This window comes from Phaeobacter sp. JH20_26 (assembly GCF_048056275.1).
Lineage (GTDB): Bacteria > Pseudomonadota > Alphaproteobacteria > Rhodobacterales > Rhodobacteraceae > Phaeobacter > Phaeobacter bryozoorum.
This window is the reverse complement of record NZ_JAYMWL010000008.1, coordinates 50424-75636: the sequence shown is the minus strand read 5'-3', so window position 1 is coordinate 75636 and position 25213 is coordinate 50424. Positions and strand designations below refer to the sequence as shown.

At 59.1% G+C, this 25213-nt stretch carries 27 protein-coding genes; 10 read left to right on the top strand and 17 right to left on the bottom strand.

The genetic code is table 11. From position 1 onward, the window contains the following. Positions 1 to 24: 24 nt before the first annotated feature. The 12 genes from VWY60_RS02945 to VWY60_RS02890 all read right to left on the bottom strand — a co-directional run bounded on the left by VWY60_RS02945 (position 25) and on the right by VWY60_RS02890 (position 8178). Entirely contained in the window at positions 25 to 636 is a 612-nt protein-coding gene (locus tag VWY60_RS02945) for a holin-associated N-acetylmuramidase (RefSeq protein ID WP_416539782.1), read from the bottom strand. Positions 637 to 721: 85 nt separating this feature from the next. Next, positions 722 to 1108, bottom strand: coding sequence for a hypothetical protein (locus tag VWY60_RS02940; protein ID WP_416539781.1), 387 nt, complete (start codon positions 1106 to 1108; stop codon positions 722 to 724). After that, the gene (locus VWY60_RS02935; RefSeq protein WP_260079485.1) at positions 1105 to 1560 is read right to left on the bottom strand and encodes a gp16 family protein; all 456 of its coding nucleotides are present in this window, start codon (positions 1558 to 1560) and stop codon (positions 1105 to 1107) included. Before VWY60_RS02935 ends, VWY60_RS02940 begins: the two co-directional genes overlap by 4 nt. After that, the gene (locus VWY60_RS02930) at positions 1560 to 1811 is read right to left on the bottom strand and encodes a hypothetical protein (protein ID WP_260079484.1); all 252 of its coding nucleotides are present in this window, start codon (positions 1809 to 1811) and stop codon (positions 1560 to 1562) included. The genes VWY60_RS02935 and VWY60_RS02930 overlap by 1 nt, the downstream gene beginning before the upstream one ends. 11 nt (positions 1812 to 1822) lie before the next feature. Next, a complete protein-coding gene (locus tag VWY60_RS02925; protein WP_260079483.1) occupies positions 1823 to 2488 on the bottom strand; it encodes a DUF3164 family protein in 666 nt (221 codons plus the stop codon). Positions 2489 to 2528: 40 nt separating this feature from the next. Further along, entirely contained in the window at positions 2529 to 2723 is a 195-nt protein-coding gene (locus VWY60_RS02920; RefSeq protein WP_260079482.1) for a hypothetical protein, read from the bottom strand. Further along, positions 2720 to 3097 (bottom strand): hypothetical protein, encoded by a 378-nt coding sequence (locus tag VWY60_RS02915; protein WP_260079481.1) that lies wholly within the window; start codon positions 3095 to 3097, stop codon positions 2720 to 2722. Before VWY60_RS02915 ends, VWY60_RS02920 begins: the two co-directional genes overlap by 4 nt. Then, positions 3097 to 3972: a hypothetical protein gene (locus VWY60_RS02910; RefSeq protein WP_260079480.1), complete on the bottom strand. Its 876-nt coding sequence runs from the start codon at positions 3970 to 3972 to the stop codon at positions 3097 to 3099. Before VWY60_RS02910 ends, VWY60_RS02915 begins: the two co-directional genes overlap by 1 nt. Further along, positions 3966 to 4712, bottom strand: a complete 747-nt coding sequence (locus VWY60_RS02905; RefSeq protein WP_416539780.1) for an AAA family ATPase — start codon at positions 4710 to 4712, stop codon at positions 3966 to 3968. Before VWY60_RS02905 ends, VWY60_RS02910 begins: the two co-directional genes overlap by 7 nt. A gap of 57 nt (positions 4713 to 4769) precedes the next feature. After that, positions 4770 to 6908, bottom strand: a complete 2139-nt coding sequence (locus VWY60_RS02900) for a transposase domain-containing protein (RefSeq protein ID WP_416539779.1) — start codon at positions 6906 to 6908, stop codon at positions 4770 to 4772. Then, positions 6905 to 7873, bottom strand: a complete 969-nt coding sequence (locus VWY60_RS02895; protein WP_416539778.1) for a ParB/RepB/Spo0J family partition protein — start codon at positions 7871 to 7873, stop codon at positions 6905 to 6907. Before VWY60_RS02895 ends, VWY60_RS02900 begins: the two co-directional genes overlap by 4 nt. Continuing rightward, the gene (locus tag VWY60_RS02890; RefSeq protein WP_416539777.1) at positions 7873 to 8178 is read right to left on the bottom strand and encodes a hypothetical protein; all 306 of its coding nucleotides are present in this window, start codon (positions 8176 to 8178) and stop codon (positions 7873 to 7875) included. Before VWY60_RS02890 ends, VWY60_RS02895 begins: the two co-directional genes overlap by 1 nt. Before the next feature lie 670 nt (positions 8179 to 8848). On the opposite strand from VWY60_RS02890, the gene VWY60_RS02885 reads away from it, so the two are divergent. From VWY60_RS02885 to VWY60_RS02875, 3 genes are all read left to right on the top strand, one after another. Then, positions 8849 to 9157, top strand: coding sequence for a hypothetical protein (locus tag VWY60_RS02885; protein WP_416539775.1), 309 nt, complete (start codon positions 8849 to 8851; stop codon positions 9155 to 9157). Between the two features lie 120 nt (positions 9158 to 9277). Continuing rightward, on the top strand, positions 9278 to 9916 hold the full coding sequence (locus VWY60_RS02880; RefSeq protein ID WP_416539774.1) for an autoinducer binding domain-containing protein: 639 nt from the start codon (positions 9278 to 9280) through the stop codon (positions 9914 to 9916). 61 nt (positions 9917 to 9977) lie between these two features. Continuing rightward, entirely contained in the window at positions 9978 to 10553 is a 576-nt protein-coding gene (locus VWY60_RS02875) for an acyl-homoserine-lactone synthase (protein ID WP_416539773.1), read from the top strand. Positions 10554 to 10738: 185 nt separating this feature from the next. Here the strand turns inward: VWY60_RS02875 and VWY60_RS02870 are convergent, their stop codons facing one another. Together VWY60_RS02870 and VWY60_RS02865 are read right to left on the bottom strand one after the other, a co-directional pair. Next, complete coding sequence (locus VWY60_RS02870) at positions 10739 to 11860, bottom strand: hypothetical protein (RefSeq protein ID WP_416539772.1); 1122 nt, start codon at positions 11858 to 11860, stop codon at positions 10739 to 10741. Then, a complete protein-coding gene (locus tag VWY60_RS02865) occupies positions 11860 to 13029 on the bottom strand; it encodes a hypothetical protein (protein ID WP_416539771.1) in 1170 nt (389 codons plus the stop codon). The genes VWY60_RS02870 and VWY60_RS02865 overlap by 1 nt, the downstream gene beginning before the upstream one ends. 1125 nt (positions 13030 to 14154) lie before the next feature. On the opposite strand from VWY60_RS02865, the gene VWY60_RS02860 reads away from it, so the two are divergent. The 4 genes from VWY60_RS02860 (at position 14155) to VWY60_RS02845 (ending at position 19143) form a co-directional block, all read left to right on the top strand. Next, positions 14155 to 16971, top strand: a complete 2817-nt coding sequence (locus VWY60_RS02860; RefSeq protein WP_416539770.1) for a glutamine-synthetase adenylyltransferase — start codon at positions 14155 to 14157, stop codon at positions 16969 to 16971. Beyond that, positions 16961 to 17254: a hypothetical protein gene (locus VWY60_RS02855; RefSeq protein WP_416538958.1), complete on the top strand. Its 294-nt coding sequence runs from the start codon at positions 16961 to 16963 to the stop codon at positions 17252 to 17254. The genes VWY60_RS02860 and VWY60_RS02855 overlap by 11 nt, the downstream gene beginning before the upstream one ends. A 110-nt stretch (positions 17255 to 17364) precedes the next feature. After that, the gene (locus VWY60_RS02850; RefSeq protein ID WP_416539769.1) at positions 17365 to 18579 is read left to right on the top strand and encodes an RSP_2647 family RNA methyltransferase; all 1215 of its coding nucleotides are present in this window, start codon (positions 17365 to 17367) and stop codon (positions 18577 to 18579) included. Between the two features lie 21 nt (positions 18580 to 18600). Further along, positions 18601 to 19143, top strand: coding sequence for an RSP_2648 family PIN domain-containing protein (locus VWY60_RS02845; RefSeq protein WP_416534225.1), 543 nt, complete (start codon positions 18601 to 18603; stop codon positions 19141 to 19143). A gap of 30 nt (positions 19144 to 19173) precedes the next feature. On the opposite strand, the gene VWY60_RS02840 is transcribed toward VWY60_RS02845, so the two are convergent. From VWY60_RS02840 to mazG, 3 genes are all read right to left on the bottom strand, one after another. Next, on the bottom strand, positions 19174 to 20169 hold the full coding sequence (locus tag VWY60_RS02840) for an LLM class flavin-dependent oxidoreductase (RefSeq protein ID WP_416539768.1): 996 nt from the start codon (positions 20167 to 20169) through the stop codon (positions 19174 to 19176). Between the two features lie 197 nt (positions 20170 to 20366). Continuing rightward, positions 20367 to 21059: a M48 family metallopeptidase gene (locus tag VWY60_RS02835; RefSeq protein ID WP_340545896.1), complete on the bottom strand. Its 693-nt coding sequence runs from the start codon at positions 21057 to 21059 to the stop codon at positions 20367 to 20369. A 73-nt stretch (positions 21060 to 21132) separates the two neighbouring features. Continuing rightward, positions 21133 to 21969 carry a nucleoside triphosphate pyrophosphohydrolase gene (gene mazG / locus VWY60_RS02830; RefSeq protein WP_416539767.1) on the bottom strand — a complete coding sequence of 279 codons (837 nt, stop codon included), beginning with the start codon at positions 21967 to 21969 and terminating at the stop codon, positions 21133 to 21135. Positions 21970 to 22033: 64 nt separating this feature from the next. Here mazG and VWY60_RS02825 point away from each other — a divergent pair, with 64 nt between their 5' ends. The 3 genes from VWY60_RS02825 (at position 22034) to speB (VWY60_RS02815) (ending at position 25207) form a co-directional block, all read left to right on the top strand. After that, positions 22034 to 23209 (top strand): M20 aminoacylase family protein, encoded by a 1176-nt coding sequence (locus tag VWY60_RS02825; RefSeq protein WP_416539766.1) that lies wholly within the window; start codon positions 22034 to 22036, stop codon positions 23207 to 23209. Between the two features lie 88 nt (positions 23210 to 23297). Next, entirely contained in the window at positions 23298 to 24263 is a 966-nt protein-coding gene (speB, locus tag VWY60_RS02820; protein ID WP_416539765.1) for an agmatinase, read from the top strand. Continuing rightward, positions 24260 to 25207 carry an agmatinase gene (gene speB, locus VWY60_RS02815; RefSeq protein ID WP_340545892.1) on the top strand — a complete coding sequence of 316 codons (948 nt, stop codon included), beginning with the start codon at positions 24260 to 24262 and terminating at the stop codon, positions 25205 to 25207. Before speB (VWY60_RS02820) ends, speB (VWY60_RS02815) begins: the two co-directional genes overlap by 4 nt. Positions 25208 to 25213: the final 6 nt, after the last annotated feature.

Here is a 25213-nt window from a genome sequence, read left to right as displayed (position 1 = left end):
GAACCTGCCAATTGCCCGGCGCGTTCATCCCCATGCCGATGTCCGTTGCCGGAAAGCGGCGTCGCTCAGGTGGTAGCGGGGCGAAATGAATTCCTCGGCGCGCTTGATCCAGCCGCCTTTGCCGCCCACTCGGGTCCGGGCAAATTTACGGGATGCAGGCCGACGGTCAGCGAGGCGCAAATAGTAGTCCCGGCGGGCAATACCGTAGGCATCGACCAGATAGTCTCCGGCCTTTTCATAGGCCCGGTGGGCCGCTGCGGCGGTCTTTGGGCCAAGCGCGCCATCGACCGCGACCGGTTCCTGAAAACCCGCCAGCAGGCGCTGGAGGATCTTTATGGCATTGGCACCAGCATTGACCTGCATGTCAAAAACACTGGCTTGCAGCGCCTGCGGCAACAGGTCGATCCGGGCTCTTGTGAAATAATGCCGGATGAAAATTTCAACGGCCTGCGCGCGGCTCAAAGCGCGCACATCCAACACGTCAACATCGCCGTCGCGGTCTAAGTCCAATCCCAGACGGCGCATCGTATGGATGGTGACGCCGTAATTGGTCGCGCCGCCGGGGTCGGCGGGATCATTTACGAACCCGCCTTCGCGCGCGACGATTTCCTCTGCAATGGTCTGGACTGATGGCATGGCCGGTGGCTCCGTCTGTGTAAGACAAAACTACCTGTGGCGCCGGGTGATTGCCGTCCCGGCGGGTGTCGGGGGCAATGCGATATTAGATGAAAAAATCGCCTTGATCGTCGTTGCGTCGGCGCAGGCTGGCCGCGACACGCTCGACTGTTCGCAGGGTCACGTCAACCTCGGCGGCGACCACCGAATGACTTTTTCCTTGGCCCAGCAACGTGGCGATCCGCTGGCGGCGGCCGGCCTGCCCGCCAAAGTTTCCGGCGGGGACAACCAGTTTGCCGCCACCTAGTAGTTTGTAAAGGCGTAGAGCATCTTCTGCGCCCACCAGCTCCGCAAGGCTGGAGCCTGCCTTATCCGAGATGTAGATCTCACGCCCGCCCTTTGCCTCTGCCAGGCGCACCGCCAGATCAAGGCTGATTTCCTCGGCGATGTAGGACAGCACACCGGGCAGATATGGGCGGAAATTGCGGTTCATCGCTGATGGTCAGACCAGTCAAAGTCGATGTCCTGGCGGTGGCCCCAAGACTTCAACGCCTGAATGACCTGGTCGATCTGATCATGATCGCGGAGCATATCAACGTCAGCGGGCACCGACTGCCAGGCGGAGCCGAACCGTTTGCGAATGAATGTATTTAACCCGTTCCGGCTAGGGTCACGCAACGCGTCGGCCTCACCGAGCTTGCGCCAAAGGACATGGACCAAACGCAGGTCAGCACGGGGGGCTTTCTTGTGGCGGTGGTTCCCGGTTTTCGCGGGTTTGAAACCATCGTTTTTAAGGCGTTTTAAAACGCTTTTTAACTCGGCCTCGGTCATGTCTTTCATCGACGTTTTGCCCGTGACGGCCAGTTGCAGGCCGCGCCGTGCATCGCTGTCCATGCCTAGCTGACGACAGCCGATGTGGATCTTCTGTTGCAGGGCGCGGCTCATCAAACCACCTTGGCAATAGGTTGGGCAATCGGATGCCGGGCTGCATCGTCTCGCATCCGCTTGTCCGCTTGGTTCATTTCCACACGGGCCATCGCATCGAATGTCTCAGGCGCGATCTTGGCAATCTCCGCCTCACGCCGCAGAACGACCAAGCTATTGCCCAGGACCAGATTGGCGCGCCGCATTTTGGTGGCATAGCTGCTGAACGCACGGTGCAGAGCAGTTTGGATTTCGGATTGGGTCATTGCCATCGGACGCTCTCCTATGCCTTGGCCAAGTCAATCGTGATGTGTTCCCAGGGCGCATCAACGCTGGGCCGCTGATAGCAGCGCGTATAGCTGGCGGTGCCCACCACCCGCATGGCATCCTTGATCGCCGTCATGGCTCGTTTCCAGCGCTCATCGGTGATGTCCAGCCGCAAGAGCATCATCACCTCACCGCGATTGATCTGGCCGGGCTTTTCGGTGTTGAACGCACGGGTGACGATGGCGCGCAGCTCTGCCGGGGCATCTGCTGACCATTCGTTAAGGCATTCATCCAGCAACTGCTTGGCCACCTGCAATTCCGGGCCAAAGTCGATTTTGTCCGCGACGGACACGGTGATTTTGAACAGGCCGTCAAATGAGGTCAGGGTCATATTACCCTTAGCACCGCCAAGCTGTGCGCCGTATTCCTGAGCCAGCAGGGCCTGCAAATCGGCGACGTCGCGGCCAGTGTGGGATTTGAAACGGGCAACCTGGCTACGCAGCGGTAGCGCATAGCTGATGATCTTGCGGACGGTTTCGTCCTGGAGTTTGTCGCGGGCGTTGACCGTTTCCAGTGGAACCAGTTTGCCCTTGGCGTCGGTCATGTATTTGTTGCCATTGGCCTCGACGATGCCGTCGGGGATGTCTGCTCGTTCGAGGGAGGAGGTCTGGGCTTGGGTCATTGCAATTGCTTTCTTTCTGGGGGCTTGGGTTCAAGTCGGGCTATGCGCCTTCTGGGTCCAACGCGTCGGCCAGGCTGCGCAGGACAATGCCGGAATGAATGGGGTCTTTGATCATGATGGCGTCTGTGAGCGCCTCGACAGTACCGGCAGGGGCATCCGTACCTGCAACAAGGTCATTCACTGCTGCGCGCACCTTCTCAGGTGTCGGGCGGCAAAAGGGGCGCTGAGTGATCATGTTACACCTTCTGGTTTTGCGAATTTCGGGCAAGCGCGACAGGCGCGGGTCATGCGGACGCGAAAGGGGTTGGAGTGGGACCAGGTCTCAGCGCGGCGACGGTGGCCGAGGCAAGCCGCGCTAGAAATCTCCACCTGCAAGGCGGGGCATCTGACAGGTGCATTCATGAACACATCGCGCACGGTGGCTTCGATCCGCGTCATATTGCCAGCGTAGCGGTTGCGGATTGCTTGGCTGACGACGGTGGCACTCACACCGAGCTGCTTTGCGACCACGTTTTGCGAAGCGCGGTCGCATTCGGCGATCAGGACGGCGATCCACTCCGGCAGGGTTTCGCCCCAACCATCCTGGGCAAGGATCAGGCGGTCGCTCATCAAAGACGCCCTCCGGGTGCGTAGACAATCTTTTCGTCGTTGCTGTCCACGACAACCGTCATGCTCCGTTTCACAGGGGGTAGGGGGCCGCTATCTTTGATGAGCCGCAGGGGCGTATCCTCGCCCAGGCCACGATTATTGGCGGCTGCGCGCAGGTATCCGGCCAACCGCAGGGTGCGGCAATAGGCCAGAATGGCTTTCTGAGTGATATCGGGCCGGGCCGGTACAATGGCTGCAAACAGGTCGATGGGCCGAAACCGCTTTTGACGCCGAATTGCCGTCCACATGATGCCTTCCACGCTGTCGCGCTTGCTTTTGGCGCTGTCGCGGACCTCACTCGGCGATCTAGTGGTATAGTAGGTTTCTCCGTTACCGCGTCCGAACACGCGCACGGCTTTAGACTGCCTAAGACGCTGGAAGAACCTTGTTCTGATGGTCTCTGCGGCGCAAACGGTCTCAAGATCCTTAGTCGTGAAGTAAGCGAGGTCGTTGATATACTTCCATATCTGCGCTTCTTCGGGCGAACGCGGTTCGGGACTAGGCATTTCCAGATGGTTTGGGCCGGTCTCGTTCATGGTTTCAATTAGCGCTGCAAGGCGTTTCTTGGATCGCTCGGCATCGAGTTCATGCGGGTTTCCAGTTCCCGCAAGTTGCTGCGCTTCCACGGGGTCAAAGACTGTGTAGAAAGTGGCGTAACCGTCCTTGCCGCATTCGCGTACAACACCTTGGCGCTGGAGCGCGCGCAGGTAGTTTTGACGGGTCCACTCGCTGGCACCGCAGTAAGTTGCGACCTCTGCATGGGTGAAACGCAGGCGAGTGCTGATGTAATCAAGGATTTCCTGTTCAGCGCTGTTGTTGGCCACTGCGTTCACCATTTCAGCCCCCGGCGCGGAGCTGGGGCCTCGTTGGCCATGAACTCAATACCGCCCCACTCATCTGCCCCCATGGATTTTAGACCAAGCTTGATGGCTTCTTCTTTGACCTGGGCAATGTTTACTACCATTAGGCGTGGGTTGCCGGTGTTGCGTTCGATGATTGACCCCAGCAGATCATCGCGGATCTCCACACCTGCCGCGTAGATATTTGCCAGCAGACGGGCGTCTTTCAGGGACGCGGGCTGCGCGGCGACATAGCTCAGCACTCGGCTGTCAATGACCGGAAATTTCTTCAATTTCTGAGGGAAGCTTTCGTTGCCGATCATGATCACCGGCGTGTCAGATCCGTCATGCAGATCACGGATTAGCTCAATGACACCGCGATTTAGCGCATAGTCGGCTTCGTCCACCACCAATGTTCGGCCATTCAACGCCAAAGCCTCACAGGCTTGCAGCACCATGTCTGGGATCGTCTTATGGGCTGATACGCTCAGTTCTCCGAGCAGGCGGGAAAGAAGTGTTTTCTTGGTCCAGTCTGCCTGCATTGAGATATGGATGACGTCAAATTTGGACGCGCAGTAGATGGCCCCAAAGGTTTTGCCGTAGCCGGGATGGCTATAAAATACCGCGAGGCCGGGAACGCCAAAGGCACGGTCCTGCAACTGGTTCACCAGCGTTGCCAGTTTCGCGACATTGGTCAGCGGCTGGATACTATTGCCGACCTCGATAAGCTGTGACATAGTTTGCTCCTACTCAATATTAACCGTCGCCTCGGGGCCAGCCGGGCGGCGGTTTTCTTATCCGGCGCTGTTGCTGCCGAAATCTCCGAAAATCGCCGAATATGCCTTGTATTCAGCGTGTTCTAAAAACCCCTCCAGCCAACCGGCTTCGGCCTCACCAACAGGTTTCCCCTGCCGCTGTCGCTGAGCGATGTCTTCGGCCTGGCGGAACCGTTCCTCAGGGCTATCGGCAACCAAGAACCCAATGTGCTGCGGTTCTGGCCTGGCTGAGGGGGAGGCACTCATCTGCAAGATCAGTGCCTCTTGCGCGCGTTCGGCCGCCGGGTCCATGTGATCGCGGAACGTGGTAACCGCAGTTGGTCTGCGGAACACCGGCTTCACAACTTTGGCCTCCAAGTCTGCCAGAGCCTCAGACGGCGACGGGGCATAGTTGGTCATATCGGCGGCAAGTTGTTCGACCGGGATGGGCCGTTGCAGCTCTGCCAGGGCTTTTTCCGCTTTGACGATCTGGCGGTTGCGGCGGGCTGTTGACCGCGCGCCGTCCAGATCGAAGAAACCAACCTTCTGCTGGCATTCGGCAAAGCCCAAATATTGACCGTCGAGCGCTGAAAGATGTACGCCGCTGTGCAGGTCTTCGGGATCGAAGCGGATGATCACTTTGCGACCCGCTTCCTGGCTCATCCAATCGCAATGGTAGACATTGCCGTGCAGGGTGAGCTTGCCGCTGTCCTTGTGCAATTTCCCGTCTGCCTGACCCATCAACCAAAGGTGCCGCTGTTCTTCGGTCGCCTTGATGATCGGCGCGGTCGCATAGCTTTCGGCAAATGTCTCATCAAAGGACCGGCCCTTGGCGGTATCGGATCGGCGACCCGTGCGGGCGTTGTGTTCGGCTATACCTTCCGCCAGGACTTCCAGAAACTCAGCGGCCTTGATTGCTCGGCTACCGTAGTTTTCCGGTTTGGCGTCGGGCCGGTTGCCGACATAGGCGCCTGCAAAGCGCACATCCTTGGCCACATCACTGGCCAGATCGCGGAACGCGCGTTCAATGGGTTTCGCCTGACCGTGGGCTGGGGTGGCCCAGTGCATGTCGATGCCGAGCAAGGGCAAAACACCGATTGGATCGTCTTCCCGGACTTTGAAACGGAACCGGGTTGGCGCGCCTGCTGTCATCCATTTGTTGGCAAATTCGCGCCCGTTGTCGAACAGGCAACGCTTTGGAATACCCCAGTTGTCGACCAATTCACCAAATGCCGCCATCACCATGACTTTGTTCGGGTCGTGATCCACGCGCCAGGACAGAAACTTGCCGGAGTAGAGGTCTTGAAACGCCACGATTTGGGGCCGGTTGACGGTGCCGTCGGGCCATTCGACAAAGACGTCGATCTTGTGACAATCGGCGTTGACGGCTTCCAGTGCATGGAGGCTCGACCGGTCGCGAATTTGGGCGGGGTAGCAGCGCATTAGGCCATTAACGCCTTCGCGGAGATAGACTTGCGTTGTGCGTGGCACCTCGGCATCTACCCAGCGCTTTGCGGTCTTCTCAATCGGGATGGGCCATCCCGCCTGTTCGGCCTGACGCATGGACATACGGTAGCATTGCGCAAAGGTAGGGCGCTCGGGACGAAGCCAAGCGCTCTTGAGCCAATCCATAAACGGCTGATAGGCGGTGCGATCTGCCTGTTGGGTGCGTTTTTTCGGCGCCTTGGGCGCGACGAATGCAAGCCGGTCCTCTGGTGCTGCACCGGCGACAAGGTCGATCCAGTTATAGATCGTCCGGGTACTGGACCCGATTTCTGCGGCGACGGTGTCAACAGCGTGGACATGGCCCGCACCGCTGGTGTGAAGCAATTCAACCTTGGTGATCGCATCCAGGCGGCGCGCGGCCTCATCTTTGGATTTCTGGGGTAGGGCTGCATAGGCGGCCCAAGCGCTGCTACGGTCGAGCTTTTTGACCGGGCGGCTGGCGTCATGCTTGATCAGTTTAGTACGTGCGGCCAGCGGCAGCACTGACCAATGATAGAGTAAACCACCACCGCGACCGACCTTGCGTTTGATCGCACCGGGCACGTCCCGCCAGCCTTCACGGTCGGCTTTTGAAGTCACCCCCCGAGCAGTCCCAGGAATGTCGGGCAGGCGGGCCGCAGCCAGCTCAGCCACAGACCACCATTCCTGTTTGGGCGAGACGGGCGATGTCATACCTGTGCCCCGCCTTTGGCATCTTCGATCAACTCGACCAAGACGTCGCCATACTGCGCGACAAACTGGCGGCGGGCTTCTTTGCTGGCGCGGATGAAGGCGTCTGCCAGCTTTGAAAACTGTTGCTCAACAGGGGTTTTAAGCGCCGCGCCTGGGGCTTTTTTCCGGTCCAGGACCTCTTTAGCGGATTTGGCAGTCCCATCGCCTAAGGCAGCGCAGATGGCGGTCCTGTCCGCTTGTTCGCCGCATTTGGCGATGTGCTCAAGGTCTTTGAATTGGACCTTTTGCGGGGCGCCCCGGAGCTGGGCGATTTCATTAGGTGAGAGCTTTTCGCCGACGCTGATCAGGCGTTGCATAGTTTTTTGAGACTTACCAAATGTCTCGGCTGCATTTGCCGTGAACGATGCAAGCGACATTTTGTCGTTTGCATCCCAGCGCCCGTGTGCGCCCGCTTTTCCGCGCGCAGTTTCGGGATTTTCCCTCTCATATAGTTCTTTGTGTGCGGCAAGAAACACCGCCATATCCAGTGGCGTCAAAGGCGCGCCGGCCACATTGGCGTCCACCTCAATACGGATCGCCTGATCGTTGGTGCATTCGCTGACTTTAACCGGCACCTCGGCTAATCCTGCTTCTTTTGCGGCAGTTAGGCGGTGCAGACCGTCCAGCAGGCGATAGCCGTCTTTGACACGGCGGACCAGGAGCGGTTGCAGGATGCTGCCAACCTCTTGAATAGAGGACACAATGCTTGCAACCGCTGTTTCAGAGGCGGTGCGCAACCGTTCCTCTACCTGAATATCATCTACGGGCAGGGTGTGGATTTGTTGCCAGACGGGTGGGGTCATTGGGGATGCTCCATCGTAGCTGAGGGTCGAGTTTGCTGGTCTGTCGTTCTGTGCGACATGGCCGATGAGGTTGCGGCGCTTCACCTGGGCCGCATGGCCTCCATGGGTCAGCACGCCGGGCATCAGGGACGCCCGCTGGTTTCGAGTTTCAGAAGGTCGGCGAGGCACTCCAGAGAACCGCGACCATTTAGGTGGGCGACAAGGTCGGCGACTCGCTCCTGAGCCGTGCCAACCGCCTCTGCGGCGCTATCCACCGCGTCAGCCAAAGCTCCGGTGTCCTGGCTTCCGCGGGTTCGGGCCTCTTGATGGGCCGTAATCGCTTGCTCCAGTACTGACCGGCATCGCGCATAGTCGGCAGCCTGTTTTGTCAGCTCATTGGCCAGCCGGTGTTGTGGGAATTGGATCAATTCAAAGTCAATCGCGCTCATTGCAAAAGGCTCCAAAGTAAGGGGGCGACGGGCAGCACAAAAACACAGGCTGCGCCGATAAGGTCGCCCCAGAAGTCGAACGGGTTAGCGAAGTAGTGTTTGAAACCGTCGCGCAACATCCGCTGCACGGCTGCTGCGTTGCGCTGAAAAGCCCCCAGCGGCGCATCCCCATGGCCGCTGGGGGAAGGCGCCCGCTGGGGTCGCGAAGGGAGGTTGCGTCCTAAACGGGATACCGTGTGGGGCTTCGAGTTCACGCTCATCTGTCCGCCTCGGATTTGAGGCGACGCTCAAGCGCTTGAACAGCCTCCAAGCGCTCAAAAGCGTCTGTGATCTGCTTCATCTTTTTTACTGACGGGAATTGAAACTGCTTCGCAATCCAATGCCCATAATAGGAAGGTTCGAGACCGGCCTTAACCGAAAACCCCCGCGCGCTGAGTTGGAGCGCGCGGCGGCGGGCCTCGCACTCGTTGATCATCTTCTGACGTATCGCGTCATCTCTGTCGGCTGGGTTTGGCATGTTCCACAATCGCATGTTTTCGACTTATATCACGCATTATCGTGATTAATCACGCATTGTCAATTCGACTTATTAGTCGTATTGTTGTGACCAAATAGGCATGGCGGTAGCATTGACGTGGAAGACTGGCGGGTACGACTGAAGGCGGAACTGATGAGCAAGAAAGCTACTGACGGCTTGCTTGTAACTAAGCTTTCTGAGGCTCTTGGCTGGAGCCGCGACCGCGTAAGTCGGATGACTTCTCCAGGAAGTAACCCCGGAATTCAGGATGTAATAACCCTGTGTGAAGCCTCTGGTATTTCAATAACTTACGTTCTCACTGGTAAGAGAGATGACCCTGTCTATGACAGGGTCATCTCGGAAATGTCAAAACTAACGCAGGCTGAGCTTAAGTCTCTTCAAAATCACTTGAGCGCTGCTCCTCTGGTGTCCGAGCCAGACGAAGAACCCGGCAATAGTTAAGCGCCTTTTCTGCATCCTCCGGTTTAAGTGCGAGTACAAAGGTTACTAGTTCCAATAGAAGGCTGCTGTTCATTTTAGGCATATATTCTTTTTTGGTACAATTTATATGGAACCTATTGCATGAATAATAGTGACTGGCAACAACTGAAGGGAGAGTTGATCGCGTTCGGCAAGCGAGTATCTAGCCATGGATTTACAGCTGGATTTGACTTTATTGCGGGCGTTCCTGCTGAGGTTGTAACTACCTTTTCACAAGACTGGCTTGATGAATATCAAGGTGGCGGGTACGTGATCCACGATCCCGTGGTAATTTGGGGGTCGCAGTTCGAAGGTGTTCAATCTTGGGACCAACTCGCCAGCCAGTTTCCCACCTGTACACCTGATGTGATTGCTATCGCGAGGGCGCGCGGTATGAAAAACGGCACAGTTGTGTCTATCACCGTCAATAGAAAAAGAGCGATTATCGGGATCACGCATGATGCTGCGGAGATTTCTAAAGAAGATCTTCAAATCTTGCAGGGGCTTATGGCGAATATGTTGATTGCTTGCCCCGACCCGCGAGAGGAACTTCTGACGATAAAGGGCAGGAAGTATATCTCACAGGTTGCCCAAGGCCTTACCGACCAAGAGATTGCGGGTATAGAGGGGCGCTCAGTCCGCGCGGTTGCTGCGTTGAGAGAGAGGGTAATGGAAAAGCTTTCAGCACCAACGCTGGCCGTTGCCGTGCTTAGAGCATATAAGTCGCGAATAATCGACTAATTGGTCGCTGAATAGTTGTGCGCAACAGAGCTAATGTGCCGTTTTACACAAGGAACGGCAAATGCAGAACGTGTTGATTATTGATGACAAAAACATGGGACTTTATGGGGGGCTGCTCCATGAACAGTTCAGGAAACGCCATGCCTTGTTCGCCGAAGAGCTGAAGTGGGACGTGCCTAGATCGGCTCACATTGAGCGGGATCAGTACGATAGGGCGGAAACTGTCTATGTACTCATTGAGGAAGCCGGTTGTCTCTCTGCTTACGCCCGTCTTTTGCCGACGACTGCACGAGTTAACTATGGCTCGTCCAGCTTTAGTTATCTGGTGCGGGACGCTTGTCTAGGCAAGCTGCCGGGCATTCCGAGCGACATACTTGAAGGTCAAGATCCGCCGAGCTCAAATGATGTCTGGGAAATGACAAGAGTGGAGGCCAAAGGGCGAAAGTCCCTTGTTTCTTTGTTCGACGCGGCCAATGGATTTCTGACCTCACAAGGGGCACAGCGGGTCATCACCTTCACCCGCCGGAGTTTCTCAGGGATATTGAATTCTCTCGGATACAAAACTGACATACTAGGCAGAGACATCGACTACGGTGGTAAATCGTACTGCTCAATGATGACTATGCTCGCCAAGTAGACGACTTTAGTTGGGCTAAAGATTGGGTAAGGTGCGGTTGTTGGGTCATCTGGCGCTCACTTTACCCAACACAATGGTGCTTATTGTGAGGAGTAAGTGAAAGGCAGTGGCCAGCCCGAAGCTGACATTTGACCTTCTCCAGCGCGGCCATAGAGGCAGGCTCTATTGACAATTTGCAGGGTTCTTTACAGTAAGTCCTTTAATGCCTGCGAAGAAAAAATCTGGGAGCAAAACTCCAGCAGGAGAGGTTCGGCGAAATCCTCCACAAAACCCGTTTCTGCATCAGTTAAGATAAACTCGCCTATCCTGCTGTGGGCGATTGAGCATCGAACTCGGTAGATCCAGTAACCAGAAATTTTCGAGATGAATGCGTTATAGTCCTCTTTTGGCTTCAGCGCATTGTCGCCCTTAAGGTCAGTCTCTTTGTAGCGGCCTGCACTCAAGCTCGCGACTACGCTGGCCCACCGTGGTGGGTTCGCGGAAGGAGCGATGGGATTTCCAGACTTGGAGTGATCATCGAAGATCTTCTTAGCAAGGTGTTCGTATCCAGAAATTAAAGTTAGTTTTTGAGCCAGGGCTTCATGCCCGTAAATGAAGTCGCTCGATATAGAAATAAGGCGGTCCACCTCCTTTGTCCCGTGTGCATTCAGGATCGTGGATAAGTCACGAATATCACTCGATAGTTTTTTGACCCTGAGAACGGTGATCGTGTCGAAGAGCAACTCGATACAGTGGTAAAGGCGTAAAAAACGCTCAAAAGGATTTCGAGCATATGTGTAGCGAGCAAAGGCTTCAGAGTGGTGTAGCGATGGGACGGAAATCTTAGAGTTCGCGACAATACTCGATATTGGCGCTCCGGTACTTGGCGGGGGAGGTGAATGACTAAAACCACCCCAGATGTCCGATGTACCTCTCAGATCACGGCTGTATTCCGCTGCGGAAATGTCCGATGTTACAAGAAAGTCTTTGGAAAAAATGTGACCTAATTCACCGAATTGTTCGCAGGGAACATCAGCCACATACGCCAAAAATTCAGCAGAAGAAAGTGAATAAAAATCCTCGAGCGTCGTTCCTTTTAATAGAAGAAGCTGTCCGAGGTCTCGGCCATCTTCATGAGTGATGTCGACGCTGGCTCCGCTCCGGATGGTTTTCGAAGAAATTTCATAAACGGGAAATACGCCTGATCTTGCAATTTCAAGGTAGTGATCGTGATCATCTATTTTCCCGGGCGCAAAATCTTCTTGGGTGCCAAAAATACGATCAAATGCACCCGAAGTGAACGCATCTTCTATTTCTTCAGCGAGCATTAGTCAGCAGCCAGATTCCAGGCGTCGGCCAAAGTAATATCGCCCTCAGCTCGAAAATACTCTTTCAGCCCATTTGCAAGAAGCCGTCGCGTGTAGGTTCCCACATTGACTTTTCTTGCACTTTTCCCCATTCGAATTGCGTCAAGGTCTTCGAGATGTAGAGGGTCAGAGCCGGGTGCGGAATTAGATATATCTGCAACAAGCTTTTCCAGAGCCGACTTTGTTCTGCGTTTCTTTTCTGTGCTGATTTTCTCAATGGCGCTTCCATGTGGAGCGTATTGGGCGATAGATGCAAAGAATGAAATGCAGGTGTTCTCATTGGTCAGCCAATGCGGAGAACGAAGATTTGACTTTTCGTCTTCCTCGTCGCCTTCAGCGTTAGCGCTTGAGTAAACTCTAAAGACTTCTTCGTCCAGCTTTGCGTATATCCGAAAGTAATCAATGAATTCTGAGAATTGTTCCCGTATGCTTTTCTCCCCCATATCAAGTGCGTTGTCGACTTGAAGCTTCTGAGAAATTAGGTTGTCCTTGTTCAGCTCAGTCGCTCCGGAAACGAATGCTTGGTATCCAGAAATAACCACTTGAAGGGGATAGATTCTTGCTCGACGGCGCCTTTTTTGATCCCTTTCCGTGACAAGGGTGATGCTTCCTATTTCGTCTTCGATAGCCTTATGGAGTGAGGCGAAGAGAAGCTCGATCTGATGCCTTGCGGACATGGGCTTCTGTCCGGCGTTCAGTACGATGATGCGGTAAACTAACTTTTGAAGGTCGCTTTCGATCCAGATTTCGAGAAGAAGTTCCTGCCCTTCTTTGAATTGGAAATTTTCTTTTTTTAAATCATCTAGGATGTAGGTCCTTTGCAGTCCGTCCAGGATATTGCAGCGCCCGGTCATTGATAGATAATTTGTCAGTTTCTCATTCTCCCCAAGAACCGCAGTCGCACCTTCGACGTATTCTGGCTTCAGCGCGAGCGTTATGGTTGGAAGAGAGGCACCTAGGCGTATATCATCTTTTAGCCTTCCATAAGCCTTGTGTGTTTCACGCTTTCTCTGGATTGCAAAGGTTCCATAATCGTCCCCAACTATTCCCAAATACTCATCGGGCGTGACCTGCGCGTAGATGATTTTAGTCTCTGATCTAAGGTCCTTGGCTTCACCGATGATTTTCATTCTATACTCCACGTCCTGGTGCGCAGGCATCTTGGGGCTGAATTTCGCCTTTTTAGCTAAGCCGGTATGACTTGATGGCAAGAAATCTACCCGTGTTTCTTGTTGCGATACAAGCGGCATACTGAATGGTATATTCACGCACCACAACTGTGTCCAGCCAGCCTAAGAACTCACTGCCCGTGAAGGCGTGATCAAGTGACCGCTGTTCAGACTTTGCAAAGTCCGCTTCCTGCGCAGTACCGACGTTGAGGGCAACAGAACTGCGCTTCCCAGCAACTTCGGTGAAGTGTGCAAGTCCGCTAGAATCAGTTCCAGGTTAAGGGTGGTGGGTAAGATAGTCGTATTCGATCATCTGTTTGATTTTATGTAGCTAATCTCGTTCTAGGAACTGACCCTTCCGATGGTGTGCTAGTTCCAAGTTCGGCGGACGACATGGCGATTCGGAACTTAACATAAGCGCGCTTATTGGGATCTTGCGGCGCTGCTGTGGTGGTGCCGTTTTGGCTGGGGCTATGCCCTCACAGCCTTACAATGAAGGCCGACAGGGCAGGTGGGCGCTGCTGTGCGCTACGCTGGGAAGCCTGGGCAGCATAGAGGCAGGTAGCCCCGGATAATTTGAAACTTGAACTGTCTCAGTTTTCGACATCGGCCCCAAAGTCGCCCGATTTTCAAGTTGTGCAAGACAAGCGCCATTTTGGCCCGAGCCTTTAAAACCCTCTTGAAAGCCCAATTTTTTAGGCTTCATCCGCGTTTGTCCGGCTTCCTCCGGCCTCTTCCGGTTACTGCAATATAAATTGTCTCCTAACAATGATTTTGTGGCTAAGGGGAGATAAACGGCTGCGCTTTGCTGTCAGACTTTGTGATACATATCCGATGACCTGAACACGCGTTGTATCGCCATTTTGGCAATACTAGGGTGCCGGTCGGTCACTGGTTCACTGGTTACTAAGACGCTGTCTGACATGCCCCCGGAACTTGAGCGCAGCCGCAGTACCAGCATTAATGTCTCATTCATAAAAGGGCTATTCCGGTATTCCTTACCTTACGTAACCTTTTGAACTCTGGCAGGGCCAAAGGGTGGTTTCCTCAATTGACGACGGCGGCGTCTCACCCCAGTGTCTGCGGATGGGACAGTCGATTGATATTCAGCGCCTTCCACGGGCATTTGATGCGGATCTGGCCGGCGATGCGCTTGCGCTTGTGCCGGACCTTGGCGGCGATGAGGCGCGCCTGGTCGCAGGGGCGGCGGGCTCCAGCCCCTATCTGAAGGAGCTGATCACCCGCGAGGCCGCCTGGCTGGCGCCCGCACTGGCGGATCCGCTGGCTGCGCTTGGTAAGATCATGGAGGCTGTGCGCGGTTTGGCGCCGGATCAGCTGAAGCCGGGGCTGCGGCAGGCCAAGCGCCGACTTGCGCTGCTGAGCGGGCTTTGCGATCTGGCCGGGGCCTGGGATCTGATGCAGGTGACCACGGCGCTGACGCAATTTGCCGAACTCTGCGCCGATCGGGCGATCAAGGCGGAAATTGCCGCACTGATCCGCCGTCAAAAACTGCCGGGCCTGACCGAGGCCGATGTGGAGACCGCCGGCGGGTTGACCCTGCTGGCCATGGGCAAGATGGGCGCCTATGAGCTCAACTACAGCTCCGACATCGACATGATCTGCCTGTTTGACGAGACGCGGTTTGATCCGGCCGATTTCTATGAGGCGCGTCAGGGCATGGTGCGGGCGACGCGCAACATGTGCACGGTACTGAGCGAACGCACTGCCGACGGCTATGTCTTCCGTACCGATCTGCGCTTGCGGCCCGACCCGGGGGTTACACCGGTGGCCATGGCGATGGAGGCGGCGGAGCGCTATTACGAGAGCCTCGGGCGCACCTGGGAGCGCGCCGCCTATATCAAGGCGCGCCCCTGCGCCGGTGATCTGAAGGCGGGGGCCGAGTTCCTGCAGACGCTGCGCCCCTTTGTCTGGCGGCGGCATCTGGATTTCGCGGCTATTCAGGACGCCCATGACATGCGTTTGCGGATCCGCGAAAACAAGGGGACCGGCGGGCCACTGACGGTGCCCGGCCATGACATGAAACTGGGGCGTGGCGGCATCCGCGAAATCGAGTTCTTTACCCAGACCCGGCAGCTGATCGCCGGCGGGCGGGATGAGAGCCTGCGTCAGCGCGGCACGCTCGATGGGCTGACCGCGCTCGCGGCCAAGGGCTGGGTGCCGCAGGAGGCCTGCGCGCGGCTCAGCGCGCATTACATTGCCCACCGCGAGGTGGAGCACCGCATCCAGATGGTGCATGACGCCCAGACCCACCGGGTGCCGCAGTCCGAAGATGGCATTGCCAGGATTGCCTGTCTGATGGACCGCGACCCGCAGGCGCTGCAGGCGGAGATCCGTGGGCGGTTGCAGGAGGTGCATGAGCTGACCGAGGGGTTCTTTGCCCCGGATGTGCCAAGGCCGCAACCGGCCGCGGCGGTGCCGGAGGCTCTGGATGGCGATATTCTGGCGCGCTGGCCGACCTATCCTGCGCTGCGCTCGGCGCGCGGTGCGCAGATATTCGAGCGGCTGAAACCGGAGCTGCTGGCGCGACTGTCCCGCACCGCCCAGCCGGCCGAGGCGCTGGTGGCGCTGGATGGGTTCCTGGCGGGGCTGCCTGCCGGTGTGCAGCTGTTTTCACTCTTTGAAGCCAACCCGCAACTGATTGATTTGCTGATAGATATTGTCGGCACCTCTGGTACGCTGGCGAGCTATCTGTCGCGTAATTCCGGGGTATTCGATGCTGTGATCGGCGGCTCGTTCTTCAGTGACTGGCCCAAGCGGGAGGGGCTCTGCCAGTCGCTTGCGGCGGTGCTGGCGCAGGAAGAGGATTATGAAACCCAGCTGGATGCCACCCGGCGCTGGTGCAAGGAGTGGCATTTCCGTATCGGGGTGCATCATCTGCGCGGGCTGATCGATGCTGCCACCGCAGGGGTGCAATATGCCGAACTGGCCGAGGTGGTGATTGCCGGGGTGGCGCCGGTTGTCCTGCAGCAGTTTGCAAAGAAACACGGAACGCCTCCAGGGCGCGGGGCGGCGGTTCTGGCCATGGGATCGCTGGGTGCGGGGCGGATCAATGCGCTGTCGGATCTCGACCTGATTGTGATTTATGACCCCGGAACCGCGGAGGCCTCGGAGGGGCCGCGACCGCTGGCGACACGCCCGTATTATGCGCGGCTGACCCAGGCGCTGATCACGGCGCTGACTGCGCGTATGTCGCAGGGGCAGCTCTATGAGGTGGACATGCGGCTGCGACCCTCCGGCACCCAAGGCCCGGTGGCCACGAGCCTCGAGAGCTTCTGTGCGTATCAGCGCAATGACGCCTGGGTCTGGGAACATCTGGCGCTGACCCGGGCGCGGGTGATGGCGGCTGTGCCAGCACCGGGTGCGGAGGGGCTGGCACAGGATATCAACGCATTTCGAACGGGTTTTCTCGGGGCGCCGCGCAGCCGCGCGGCGATCCTGCCCGAGGTCGCCAAAATGCGCGCCCGTCTGGCCGCCGCCAAGGTGCCGACAGGTCCCTGGGACGCCAAGACCGGCGCGGGTCGGCTGATGGATATCGAGCTGATCGCCCAGGCCGGGGTCCTGCTGAGCGATGCCACCGGGCAGGACGTGGCCGCCGGGCTGGCGGGCGCTGTCGCCTGTGGCTGGCTGGATGCCGCAGATGCAGCGGAATTGCAGCGCGGCTATGATCTATTCTGGTCGGTACAGACGGCGGCGCGGCTGGTCTCGGGCAAGGCAATTGATGCACGGACATTGGGAGAGGGCGGCGCGCTCTTTCTATGTCGCAGCACCGGCTATGACGATCTCGCCGCGCTGGAGGCGACGCTGACCGAGAGCTACGGCAGATGCGGTGACATCATCGCCGCCGCATTGGAGAGAGAGGGGGCGACAGGCCATGACGAATGAGGCGACGGTTGATGCGGCGCAGCTGGCGCGTCTGGATCCCAAGGGGTTGATCCGGGAAAGCTACCGTATCGAGGGGATTGGCGAGGGCGAATGCCGCAGCATCTTTCTGGATTGGGCGCTGAGCCTGCCTGATGGGGTCGACAGCCGTGTGGCAACCATCGCGCTCGTGGAGCAGCTGGCGGCAGTGCATCCCGATCACCCGATGACGGTTGTTCTGCGCGAGGGGCAGGAGGCTGCCGACAGGCCTCGCAGGCGCGGCGGCTGGCGTTCCCGCCCGCGGTGAACTCACTTGCGCCGCGCGGGATCGTGCCGCAGAGCCTGACGCGACCAAGGCATCGTCTCTGCGTTGCGGATGCCCTTTCAACCGCGCGTCGTTGGGAGTAAGAGAGGCGCATGACAGCATCTTCCTCCGCGCCCGAGCGCGCCCGCGTAAAACTGAAACCCAAAGCCAATGCCCGTGCCCTACGCCACGGCTTTCCCTGGGTCTATGCCAATGAACTGGTCACCGACCGGCGCACCCGGAAACTGTCACCCGGCACCCTGGCGGTGCTGGAAGACGACGCGATGACGCAGATGGGGCTGGTTGCGGTCAACCCCGAAAGCAAGATCATCGCGCGGATGCTGGACAGCGATCCTGCGGCCGAGCTGAGCGTGGAGTGGTTCAGCGCCCGCCTGCGCCGCGCGCTGGAGCTGCGCGAACAGCTGTATGATGCGCCGTTCTACCGGCTGGTCCATGCTGAATCCGATGGTCTGCCCGGCGTGGTGATCGACCGCTTTGGCGATACCTGCGTGGTGCAGCCCAATGCCGCCTGGGCCGAAGCCCATATCGAACCGCTGACCGAGGCGCTGGTGGCGGTGACCGGGGTGACAACGGTATTGAAAAACGCCTCGGGCCGGACGCGCAGCCTGGAAGGGCTGGACGATATCAGCACTGCCCTGCGCGGCACCGCCCCCGAGGCGCCGGTAGAAGTGTCCATGAATGGCGCCACCTATATGGCGGATCTGACCGGCGGGCAGAAAACCGGCCTGTTCTACGACCAGCGCGACAATCACGCCTTTGCCGCCAAGCTGGTCAGGCCGGGCGCAAATGTGCTTGACGTGTTTTCCCACGTCGGCGGCTTTGGTCTGGCGATGCTGGCGGCTGGCGCAGCGACGGCAACCTGTGTCGACGGATCCGCTCCGGCGCTGGATCTGGCGCGGGACGGCGCAGGTGCCAGCGGTTTTGGCGATCGGTTCAACGCACGGCAGGGCGATGCCTTTGAGGTGCTGGCCCAGCTCGCCGAAGAAGGGGCGCAGTTTGATGTGGTGATCTGCGATCCGCCAGCCTTCGCACCTTCGAAACAGGCGCTTGAGGCGGGGTTGCGGGCCTATGAGCGGATTGCCAAACTGGCCGCCCCTCTGGTGGCGCCGGGTGGCTATCTGGGGCTGTGCTCCTGCTCGCATGCGGCTGACCTCAGCCGGTTCCGCAATGCCTCGGCGCGTGGCATCGGGCGCGGCGGGCGGCGCAGCCAGCTGCTGCACACCGGGTATGCCGGGGCGGATCATCCACAGCTGCCTCAGCTGGCCGAAAGCGGCTATCTGAAGGCCGTGTTCTTCCGGCTCGACTGATCTGTTGCGGTTGATCAGGCCATGAAACTGCTGCTGGACGCCTGTGTCCTCTATCCGACCGTGATGCGTGAGATGCTGCTGGGGGCGGCCCGGATTGGCCATTTCACCCCGCTGTGGTCACAGCGCATCCTTGAGGAATGGGCGCGGGCGGCGCGCAAGATCGGTCCTGAGGGGGAGCCGCAGGCGCGGGCAGAGATCGCGCTGATCTCTGCGGCCTGGCCAAAGGCTGCCGTCACCCCGACAGCGGCGGTTGAAGCACGGCTTTGGCTGCCGGACGTGGCCGATATCCATGTGCTGGCCGCCGCCATTGCCGGCCATGCCGACGGGATCGTGACCGTCAACAACAAGGACTTCCCGCGCCACACGCTTGCCGAGGAGGGGTTGGAACGGATCGGCCCGGACCAGCTGCTTTATGATCTGTGGCGACAGGATCCGGACGGGATTTCGGGCGTGGCTGCGGCTGTGCTCGCCGAAGCAAACCGGCTGTCAGGCGGCGGCTGGGAGCTGCGCCCGCTGCTGAAGAAGGCGCGGCTGCCAAGGGTGGCCAAGGCGCTGTCGGCCTAGCGTGCTCAGCCGCTGAGACCTTGGCGCGGCTCAGATGTCGCCCAGCACCTCAGCGGCGATCTCAAAGGATCGCAGCCGTGCATCGTGGGCATGGATCTGCCCGGTCAGAATGATCTCATCCGGTTGATACCGCTCAAGAATACCAGACAGTTCGGCGGCCACCGTGGCCTTGCTGCCGGTCGCGGAAATCCGCAGCGCCTCATTCACCCCGTGCAGCACCGGCGGGGCGATATGCTGGGTGATATCCTCCACCGGAGCCGGCAGCTTGCCGGGTTTGCCTTCGTGCAGCCGGGCAAAGGCCTGCTGCATGGTGGTTCTCAGCCGCTGCCCTTCGCGGTCGGTATCGGCGGCAAAGACGTTGACCGCGATCATGGCGCGGGGAGCGTCGAGATGCTCTGATGGCTGAAAGCCGCTGCGATAGGCGGCCAGCGCCTGCTCCAGCGCGGCGGGGGCAAAGTGCGAAGCAAAGGCATAGGGCAGCCCCAGCTGTGCCGCAAGCTGCGCCCCATAAAGGCTGGAGCCGAGGATCCACAGCGGCACCCTGGTGCCCTGTCCCGGAAAGGCCCGCACCCGCGCTTCGGGTGTTTCGGGGCCAAGGTAGTTGATCAGCTCGATCACATCATGCGGGAAGGTATCGGGATTGCGCTCACCGGTTTGCAAGCCCCGACGCAGGGCGCGGGCCGTTTGCAGATCGGTGCCGGGCGCGCGTCCCAGCCCAAGATCAATGCGGTTGCCATATAGGCTGGCCAGCGTGCCAAAGGCTTCGGCCACCATATAGGGGGCGTGGTTGGGCAGCATGATTCCCCCGGCACCGACCCGGATCGTTTTGGTCTGTCCGGCGATATGGCCGATCAGAACAGCGGTGGCGGCACTGGCGATCCCCGGCATATTGTGATGCTCCGCCAGCCAGTAGCGGTGATATCCCCAGGCCTCGGCCCGCTGTGCCAGATCAGTGCTGTTGCGCAGCGATTGAGCGATGTCATGGCCTTCGGGTACGGGGGCAAGGTCAAGAACGGAATAGCGCATGGTAGGTCTCCGGGAGCCCGCCCAGGCGGGTTGTTAGGTCTTGTGTCCGCAGGGACATATCTGACTGAAACGCCTGCAACGGGGGATTGGTTGCCCACAGATGGGGATGGCGGCCGCACGGGCCAAGGGGGATGACGCGCCCGGCTGCGCTTGATCTTGTGTAAATTTCAGTGAACCAATGGTTTGCGGCCTGATCTTCAGCTCTTTCCCTTACTCCAGCGCTGTTCGAGCCGGTCCAGCGCGGCAATACGCTCCTCGGTCTTGGGGTGGCTCATCAGCCAAGCGGGTGCCATGCCGCTGCGGGCCTGTGTCAGCTCTTCCAGCTTGCGAAACAGGCTTTTCTGCGGAGCGATGCCGATCCCTGCCTTGGTCAGCAGTGCTGCGGCATATTCATCGGCCTCATATTCATCGCTGCGCGACAGCCGCGCCGCCAGCAGTGAGGTCAGCACATTGGCAATCCAGGGCCCGACAAAAGGCACGAAACGGCCGATGATAAGCATCAGCGCCGTGCGCAGCGCGTTCTGCCCGGAAAAATCAATCATGCGTTTTCGCGCGTGCCCCAGCGCCACATGGCCCAGCTCATGTGCAATCACCGACGCAAGTTCAACATCGCTGACCTCGCCATTGCGGTATTTGCGATAGAACCCACGGGTGATGAAGATCCGCCCATCCGGCGCCGCCAGCCCGTTTACCGGATCGACCTCGTAGATATAGACCGGGATATGGCTGATGCCGAGCGCCGCTGCCATTCGATCCGTCAGCTGGCGCAGGCGGGCATCGGCCAGCTCGGTCGATTGCTGATCAAGGGCCCGATGGGTGCGCCAGACCGACAGGCGGTACATGACCAACCCGTAGATCACGGCGAGAAGGATGGGGGTTAGACGCAACATGCTTTAGGATATGGGGCTGGCGGTGAGAGCGGACAAGGCGCGTGGCCCGACAGGCCGCGCGGTGGGCAGCGCGTCAGTCATCGCAGGATGGCGTGGCCGCGCGCGCCTCTGCCTTTACCTCGTCCCAGAGCGCGTCCATTTCCGCCAGGTTGCTCTCTTCGGGACGTTTGCCGCGGGCGGAGAGTTTGGCCTCGACCCCTTCAAAGCGGCGGGTGAACTTGGCATTGGCGGCCCGCAGGGCGGCTTCCGGCTCCACCCCCAGATGGCGGCCCAGATTGGCCATCACAAACATCAGATCGCCGAATTCCTCCTCCACCTCGGCCTGGCTCAGGCTATCGCGGGCTTCAACCAGCTCTGCGGCCTCTTCAACGATCTTGGCGATCACATTGTCCGCCGACGGCCAGTCAAAGCCGACACGTGCGGCGCGTTTTTGCAGCTTGTAGGCGCGCAGCAGGGCGGGCAGGCCGACCGCCACACCGTCCAGCGTCCCCTGTTGCGCCTTGCCTGCGCGCTCCGCGGCCTTGATCGCCTCCCAGTCAGCGGTCTGCTGGTCGGCGGATTTCTCGCGGCTCTCGTCACCAAAGACGTGCGGATGGCGCGCGACCATCTTGTTGGACATGGTGGTGACCACATCCTGAAAGGTGAAATGCCCGGCCTCCGCCGCCATCTGCGCATGAAACACCGACTGGAACAGCAGATCCCCCAGCTCGCCCTTCAGCTCATCCCAGGCCTCGCGCTCAATTGCATCGGCAACTTCGTAAGCTTCTTCAATGGTATAGGGCGCGATGCTGGCAAAGTCCTGTTCAATATCCCAAGGGCAGCCATGCTGTGGGTCGCGCAAGCACGCCATGATCTGCAGGAGCCGGTCGATACCGGCGGTTTCATCGTGGATCAGGTTGGTATCGGGCATTGCGGCGGCTCTTGTTCCTGTGTCAGATGCATCAATCCCGAGTCTGACCAAGGAGTCCACCCCCATGCCGGTTGTGAACCGAATTGCCGATTACGCCGAGGACATGACAGCCTGGCGGCAGCATCTGCACCAGATCCCCGAGCTGGCGCTGGATCTGCCGAAAACAGCGGCCTTCGTGGCGGAACGGCTGCGGGACTTCGGCGTTGACGAGCTGCATGAAGGGATCGCAAAGACCGGCATCGTGGCCATCATCAACGGTCAGCAGAGCAGCGCGGCGGATGCCCCCTGTATCGGTCTGCGCGCCGACATGGACGCCTTGCCAATCCCGGAGGAGACCGGTGCGGCCTATGCTTCGACCCATGCCGGCAATATGCACGCCTGCGGCCACGATGGGCATACGACGATGCTGCTGGGTGCGGCGAAATATCTGGCGGAAACACGCAACTTCAAGGGCCGGGTGGCGCTGATCTTCCAGCCCGCCGAGGAGGCCATCGGCGGTGCGCGCATCATGGTCGAAGAGGGGATCATGGAACGGTTCAACATCGGTGAGGTCTACGCGCTGCACAATGCGCCGGGTCTGCCAGAGGGGCATTTCATGACAACTCCGGGTCCGCTGATGGCGGCGGTGGATAGTTTCCATATCCATATTCAGGGCGTTGGCGGCCATGGCGCGATGCCCCATGAAACCCGCGACCCGGTGATGGCGGCCTGCGGCATCGCCCAGGCGATCCAGACCATCGTCTCGCGCAACCATTACGCGCTGGATGATCTGGTGGTGTCGGTGACGCAGATCCACACCGGCACGGTGGACAATGTGGTCCCCGATACGGCCTATATCAACGGCACCGTGCGCACCTTTGATCCCAGGGTGCAGGAAATGGTGATACGGCGCATGGGTGAGATCGTGGCCGGGCAGGCGGCCAGCTACGGGGTCGAGGCGGAACTGGACTATGAGATCGGTTATCCCGCGACCATCAATGACGCGGCCAAGACCGATTTTGCGGTCTCCGTCGCGGCCGAGATCGCAGGCGCGGAGCATGTCGAGGCCGAGGCCGGCCGCGAGATGGGGGCGGAAGATTTCTCTTATATGCTACAGGCCCGTCCCGGCGCCTATCTGTTTCTGGGCCAGGGCAATAGTGCCGGGCTGCACCATCCAAAGTACGATTTCAACGACGATATCGCACCGGTCGGTGCCTCGTTTTTTGCCCGTCTGGTCGAGAAAGCACAGCCCGCAAGCTGATCTGGCGACAGCGCGGGGGCTTTCAGATGACAAGGCCACGCGCATTCGCTAGGAGATGGCCACAACCCGAGAAGAGGGAGCAGTCTGCATGGCGCTAGAAGACGCAAAGAAACAGGTCGATCAGGCCTTCACCCGCGACGACCTGAAGGGGTTGAGCTTTGAGAACACCTTTGGCGGGGCGACGTCCTTTCTGCGGCGCCGCTACACCAAGGACCTGACCCATGCGGATATTGCCGTCACAGGCATCCCCTTTGATCAGGCGGTGACGAACCGCCCCGGCACCAGGCTTGGCCCCCGTGCGGTGCGTGAAGCCTCGGCCCTGCAAAGCCCCGATGCCCCCTATGGCTGGGACATTTGCCCGGCAAGCGAGCTGGCGATTGTCGACTACGGCGATCTGGCCTTTGACTACGCCAATGTCGCGGCCTTCCCCGACACGCTGACCGAGCATATCCGCGGCATTCTGGCGACCGATACGGCTTCGGTGGCCATCGGTGGCGACCACTATGTGTCCTTCCCCATCCTCAAGGCCTATGCCGAGAAATACGGCCCGATTTCGCTGCTGCATTTCGATGCCCATAGCGACACCTGGCAGGATGATGATTTCAGCCGCGTCGATCATGGCACGATGTTCTACAAGGCGGTGAAATCCGGCATCATTGACCCCAAGACCTCTGTTCAGGTGGGTATTCGGACCACCAATGAGGACAATCTCGGCGTGCCCACCATCGACGCGCCCACCGTGCATGAGATTGGCCCGGACGAGACCGCGCGCCGTATCCGCGACGTGCTGGGTGACCGGCCGGTTTACCTGACCTTCGATATCGACTGTCTGGATCCGGCCTATGCGCCGGGCACCGGCACGCCGGTCTGGGGTGGTCTGACCTCGGCACAGGCCGAAGCCATCCTGAAAAACCTGCGCGGTATCAACATCCTGGGCGGCGATGTGGTCGAAGTGTCGCCCCCCTTTGACACCACCGGCGCCACCGCCATCGCAGGCGCGCATGTCGCCATGAGCATTATCTGTCTTCTGAGCTGGAGAATTACGGGCCGATGACTGACTTTAATCAGCCGATCAGCGGCAATGATCTGGCGCGGTTCTCCGGGCCGAACACCTTTATGCGGCTGCCGCAGGCGACCTCTCTGGAGGGGCTGGATGTGGCCATTCTGGGTGTGCCGATGGATATCGGCACCTCCTGGCGCTCAGGGACCCGCTTTGGGCCAAAGCAGATCCGCGCCGAAAGCGCGATGATCCGGCCTTATAACATGACCAGCGGTGCGGCGCCCTTTGACAGTCTGAACATTGGCGATATCGGCGATCTGGCGATCAACACGTTCTCGCTGCCCGACAGCCTGCGCATCATTCAGGAAAGCTACAGCGCCATCCTGTCCAGCGACGTGACGCCGGTCGCGATGGGTGGCGATCATTCGATCACCCTGCCGATCCTGCGCGCGATTGCGGAAAAATACGGGCCTGTCGCTTTGGTCCATGTCGATGCCCATGCGGATGTGAACGACGATATGTTCGGTGAGCGCGAGACCCATGGGACGGTCTTCAGGCGCGCCTATGAAGAGGGGCTGATCGTCGCGGACAAGACCTATCAGATCGGCCTGCGCGGCACAGGCTACGGGGCGGATGATTTCAAGGAGGCGCAGCGCTGGGGGTTTCAGCATTTCCCCGCAAGCGAGCTGTGGAACCGCTCCCTGCACGGGATGGGTGCGGAAATTCGTCGCGATATCGGTAATAGGCCGGTCTATGTCTCCTATGATATCGATAGTCTGGACCCGGCCTATGCACCGGGTACCGGCACGCCGGAAATCGGTGGGCTGACCACACCGCAGGCGCTGGAACTGATCCGCGCCCTGCGGGGTTTGAATATTGTGGGCTGCGATATGGTCGAAGTATCGCCGCCTTATGACACGTCGGGCAACACGGCGCTGACAGCGGCCAACCTGCTGTATGAGCTGCTCTGTGTGCTGCCGGGTGTGACAACCAAATAAGGCCGG